4 protein-coding genes are annotated in these 3,551 nt (G+C 66.7%); all 4 read right to left on the bottom strand.

Translation table 11 applies throughout. The features are described 5' to 3' along the window. Positions 1–526 precede the first annotated feature (526 nt). The 4 genes from FG95_RS17695 to FG95_RS17680 all read right to left on the bottom strand — a co-directional run bounded on the left by FG95_RS17695 (position 527) and on the right by FG95_RS17680 (position 3,157). Positions 527–1,309: a hypothetical protein gene (locus FG95_RS17695; protein ID WP_037557567.1), complete on the bottom strand. Its 783-nt coding sequence runs from the start codon at positions 1,307–1,309 to the stop codon at positions 527–529. After that, positions 1,299–1,523, bottom strand: a complete 225-nt coding sequence (locus FG95_RS17690; RefSeq protein WP_037557566.1) for a helix-turn-helix domain-containing protein — start codon at positions 1,521–1,523, stop codon at positions 1,299–1,301. The genes FG95_RS17695 and FG95_RS17690 overlap by 11 nt, the downstream gene beginning before the upstream one ends. Positions 1,524–1,533: 10 nt before the next feature. After that, positions 1,534–2,037, bottom strand: coding sequence for a DUF2975 domain-containing protein (locus FG95_RS19985; RefSeq protein WP_052182478.1), 504 nt, complete (start codon positions 2,035–2,037; stop codon positions 1,534–1,536). A gap of 274 nt (positions 2,038–2,311) precedes the next feature. Continuing rightward, complete coding sequence (locus tag FG95_RS17680; RefSeq protein ID WP_200880220.1) at positions 2,312–3,157, bottom strand: hypothetical protein; 846 nt, start codon at positions 3,155–3,157, stop codon at positions 2,312–2,314. Positions 3,158–3,551 lie beyond the last annotated feature (394 nt).

Raw genomic sequence — 3,551 nt, 5'->3', positions numbered from 1 at the left:
TTGGCAGCTTGCTGCCTAGTCGTAGTGGGGTGGGGTCTATCGGCCTTGCGCAAGGCCGATAGACCCCACCCCCAACCCCTCCCCTGAAGGGGAGGGGCTTTCTTCTCTCAATGGCCGCAACCGGTCGATTCCGGTCATTCGATCCAGATCGGCGGCGAACGATCGAAACGGGTGGTGAGTTACCTTGGTATATTCTCTCTTCCGTCATCCCGGGCTCGATCCGGGATCCGTTCTCGCAGCGTTGAACGAATGGACCCCGGATCAAGTCGCGCGAGTCACGTGCCTCGTACGAGGATGACGAGGAAAGAAATATCCTCCCTGTGCCGCAGGCATGGGGAGGGGGAGCGAGCGGGGTAAAAGCAACGCGCGGGGCGCGTTGCTTCCCGCGAGGCGCCGTAGGCGATGGTGGAGGGGCGGAAACCTCGCGCCATTATAACCCCTCCGTCAGCCCTTCGGGCTGCCACCTCCCCATGGCTTCGCCACAGGGAGGATCGTGCGTCAACTAACGGTCATTTCCCGGCGCTCGTTACAACGTGCCCGCCAAACCACGGGCCACCGCCGGTTCGGGCCGCAAATCCTTGCCCTTGACCGCGGCGGCATGGCGGGCGGCGGTGGCGTTGCTGCCCGCCATGGTCAGCGCGAGCAGGCCGACGACGAGCGCGTCGAGCAGCAGCAGCGGCCAGTCGAGGATCGCCGGGGCGAAGATCGCGCCGAAGCTGAGCGCATAGTGCGCGATCATCAGCGGCAGCACGCCGGCGAGGAGTAGCAGTATGGTGCGCCAGAAGCTGCCCGCCATGATCCGCACCGAGCGGATCGGGCCGATCGCGGCGTTGCCGAGCGCCCAGGCGACGGTCCATGCCATGAAATAGATGCCGGCGATGCTGCTGAACAAGACCAGCGCATAGCCGGTCCATTGCGCGGTCGTCCCGGAAAGGCCCATCAGGCCGGTCAGCGAGGGGCCGAACAGCGTCCACCATTGTTGCACGCCGTTCAGCGCGAACAGGATGAGCCACAGGCCGATCGCGGGCCATTCGATGCGCGCGGCGCGCCGCGCGTCGAAACCAAAGAGGATATAGCGCGTGAACCAATAGCCGGGCAGCAGCAGCGCGAGTGTCTTCGCAAAGCCGAATTGCAGGCGAAGCGGGTCGGCTTCGGCCGCCTTGGCGCCCGCGATGCCGTCGTACATGCCCGCGCGCCATTCGACGACATGCTGCGCGAGTTCGACGAGCACGGGGATGAGGAAGAGCAGCGGACAGGCGAGAGCGAAGGCCCAGGCGCTGCGATAGACGGTAGCAATATCACTCTTCATCGGCCGGTCCTTCCGGGTCGAAGGCGATCAGGTCGCCGGGTTGGCATTCGAGCGCGCGGCAGATCGCGTCGAGGGTCGAGAAGCGGATCGCCTTCGCCTTGCCGGTCTTGAGCACCGACAGGTTGGCGACGGTGATGTCGACGCGTTCGCTGAGCTCGGTCAGCGTCATCCGCCGCCGCCACAGCATGTCGTCGAGCTGGATTCGTATCGGCATATCGGATTTCCTAAATCGTCTGCTCGAGCTCTTCGCGCATCGCCGCGCCCTGTTCGAAGATGCGCGCAAGGACGAAGAGGAGCAGCACGGCGAGCCAGGCGGTGAGGCTGGGCTGCCAGCCGAATACCTCTCCGCTGATGCGCGACATTTCCAGCGACAGCCAGCCATAGGCGGCGTCGATGACCTGCGTCGCGAGCAGCCACCAGCCGATCGCGCGGAGCCGCCGGGCGTTGTCGAGGGTGAAGGCCGCGCCCGCCTTTGTCGCGTCGATCATCGCGATCAGGCGGGTGAAGATCGCATGCGCGGCGATGGCGACCGGGATGCAGAGCAGCAGGGTGATGCGGAACAGGTCGAGCATATAGCCGCCGTCGATCGCGGGCTTGGCGCCGGCGATCGCGTCGAGGACCAGATCGGGCCGCAGACTGACCGCGACGAGCGCGATCAGGAACAGCGCGAGGAACACCCAGTTCAGGATGTTCAATCCCATGAGCAGCCGGCGGCTCCATCGTAGCATCGCGAATCCCCTTTTCGATTACCGATACGGTGCATATCGATAATCGATAATAGTGATATTGCAAGGCGGTAATCCGGGGTGTCGGATCGGGGCGGGAAACGCTGCCTTTCTATCTCATCATCCCGGCGAAGGCCGGGATCTCGCCGGTGCGCAAAACCGCGAGGGTGAGATCCCGGCCTTCGCCGGGATGACAATTTGTTCAGGGCGCCTGCGCGTATGGAAAAGGGCGCGGAAGCGATGCTTCCGCGCCCTGAACCTTTGAAGCCGGAGCGGCTTAGTTGGCCGGCTGTTCGGCCGCCGCGTCGGCGGCCGCGGTGGCGTCGGCCTGCGGTGCCGGTTCGCCCGTCGCCTGTGCGACGGCGGCGGCGAACTGTTCGGCGGTATAGGCCGCGGCGAGGCCGGCGGGCGACATCAGGAAAGCGCTGCGCGGCAGGCTGACGTCGTCGCCGCCGGGGGTGGTCACGACGACCGCATCGGCGCTGACCGACTTGACCTTGCCGAGCACGGCCGCGCCCTTGAGGCTGCGGACGTCGGCACCCGCGACGAGCGCGGCGGCGACCGCGGCGTCATCGGCGGCGGCGGCGCTGTTCACTTGCTGCATCGCGGCGGCGAATTGTTCCGCCGTGAAGCTGGTCGCAAGACCCGCCTGACCGATGAAGAAGGCGTTGCGCGGCAGCTTCACGTCGCCGGTCGGGGTGGTGAGGACCACGCCGTCGGCGGCGACGAGCTTGACCTTGCCGAGGATGGCCTGGCCATTGACGCCGCGCACGTCGGCGCCGGGCTGGATCGCGGCGGTGAGCTTGGCTTCGTTGCCGGCCGCGGCCTGATCGACCGCGGCGACGACTTGCGCCCGCGTGGCGCCGATCGTCGGGCCCTTTTCGAGCTGACCGAAGGAATTGGCGGGGAGGGTCACCTGCTTGCCTTCGCCGAGATCGACGACGACGTTCGCGCCCTGTGCGCTCGAGACGGTGCCGAGTTCGGCGCCCTCGGAATCGAAAACCTTGGTGCCGACCGAAAGGTCGACGGTCGCCGCGGCGGCGTCCTGCGCCAGCGCGGGGGCGGCCACGACGGCCGCCATGCCGAGAGAGAAAGTTGCAACAAAGCCTGCGAGTTTCCGCATCGCTTGGGGTCTCCTTTGAGAAATGATGTTTGGAACGGATGAATCTTGAACGCGTATAAGCGAGCAAGGGCCACGCCAAGGCTGACGAACCGTGCAGAGGATAGGATGAGGCGAGCCGTGGATTGCCAAGAGCGAGGGTGGGGGGCGAATCCTGTGTCATTGCGGGTCCGGCGGGGTGGGGGCGGCTGGTTTTGGCCGAAAGCTGCCGTCGCCCCCGCGAAGGCGGGGGCCGCTGTCGGTTTACGCAGGCGCCGCTGAATAAGGCCGCTAGCGGCCCCCGCCCTCGCGGGGGCGACGCATTCTCTCAACGGCAGCTCCCCCCCCCCAAACAGACCTAAAGCCCAAACCCCCCCCCCCCTCCCCCCGCCCCCCCCACCCCCTGCCCCCCCCCCCG

This window comes from Sphingopyxis sp. LC363 (genome assembly GCF_000756385.1).
GTDB lineage: Bacteria > Pseudomonadota > Alphaproteobacteria > Sphingomonadales > Sphingomonadaceae > Sphingopyxis.
This window is presented reverse-complemented; position numbering and strand designations above follow the sequence as displayed.